The sequence below is a fragment of the Agrococcus sp. HG114 genome (genome assembly GCF_024723325.1).
Classification (GTDB): Bacteria; Actinomycetota; Actinomycetes; order Actinomycetales; family Microbacteriaceae; genus Agrococcus.
This window is the reverse complement of sequence record NZ_JANQCH010000227.1, coordinates 1-1,264: the sequence shown is the minus strand read 5'-3', so window position 1 is coordinate 1,264 and position 1,264 is coordinate 1. Positions and strand designations below refer to the sequence as shown.

General features: G+C 79.7%; 1 pseudogene. It reads left to right on the top strand.

The window, feature by feature from the left end:
- Positions 1–198: 198 nt before the first annotated feature.
- Positions 199–1,264 (top strand): annotated as a pseudogene (locus NWP09_RS12900) (hypothetical protein); the annotation flags it as partial.

Below are 1,264 nucleotides of genomic sequence, written 5' to 3'. Positions count from 1 at the left end.
GGGCCTCGCCGACGGCGACGGCCGCATCGCGGCGGGCAGCCTGACGGTCGAGGCGGCGGCCGGAGGGGCGCCGAAGCGGGCGCGCATCCCGATCGCGGGCGAGGCGTCCAGCTCGGCGCCGGACGAGGCTTCGCTGCACCTGCCGGCTGCCTGAGAGGGTCTTGGGATCCATTGCCGAGCGGCCGGCCCAGGCGTACGGTGACCGCCACGACATCCGAGCAGGTCACGACTCCGGAGGCGGCCATGGCGGCGAGCAGGGCAGGGCGAGCGTCCCGCCTGCTGCGGCTGGCGCTCGGCGCGAGCGCCGCCTCGATCGCCGCCGTGGGCCTGTCGGTGCTGCTCGGCGCCGCCTCCGCGGAGGCCGCCGAGCCCGAGCGCCCCGACTCGGGAGCGCTCGCCGGGGTCGGCGCACTCGTCGGCGAGTCCGCCGCCGACGCGATGGCGCCCGTCGACGCGACGGCGCCCGACGAGCTCGCTGCCGCGGCCGCACCCGTCGAGGCGATCGCCGCCCCGGTCATCGCGCCCACCGCACCGGTCGCCACCCGGATCATCGCCCCCGCGGCGCCGGTCGCCGAGACCGCCGCCGAGGCGTCCGTCGCGCTCGCCGGCGCCGCGCGCAGCCTGGCCGCTCCTGCTGCCGAGACCCTCGCGCCGGTGGCCGAGCCGCTGCAGCCGGTCATCGCGCCCGTGGAGGCGCTCGCGGAGCGAGCGGTCTCCGAGGTCGTCGTCCCTGTCGCGACTCCCGTCATCCGGGCCGTCGACGACGCGATCGGCACGCTGCCGGTCGCCTCCGACCTGCTGGGCGCGGCGCCAGTCACCGCAGTGCTCGATGTCGTCGGCACGGCGATCCCGCCGACCGGCTCCTCGGAGGGCACGGGCGCATCGGAGGCCTCGAGCGTCGCGCCGACGCCTCCCGCACCCGCGCCGACGGCGGCGCCCTCGCCGTCCGCGGAGCCGAGCCTGCAGCCCACCGCGCCCCGGTCATCCGCCACAGCGCTCGCCGACAGCCGCCTCCTGATCCCCGCTTCCGGCAGCACTGCGCTGCCGCTGGTCGCACCGCTCGAGTCGAGCTCGCCGACAGCGCCGCGCCCTGCGGCGCCAGGCGCGCCCGAGGTCGCCGTCCCGGCGAGCGGGAGCGGCACCGGCGCTGCATCCGGGCAGCCAGCGGCGGACGCCCATGCCCTCGCGCTCCCTGCCCCGGCGGGGGGCGCGGCGGGCGGGGGGCCCCGCGCCCCCCCCCCTCCCTCCCCCGCGGGGGGAGCCA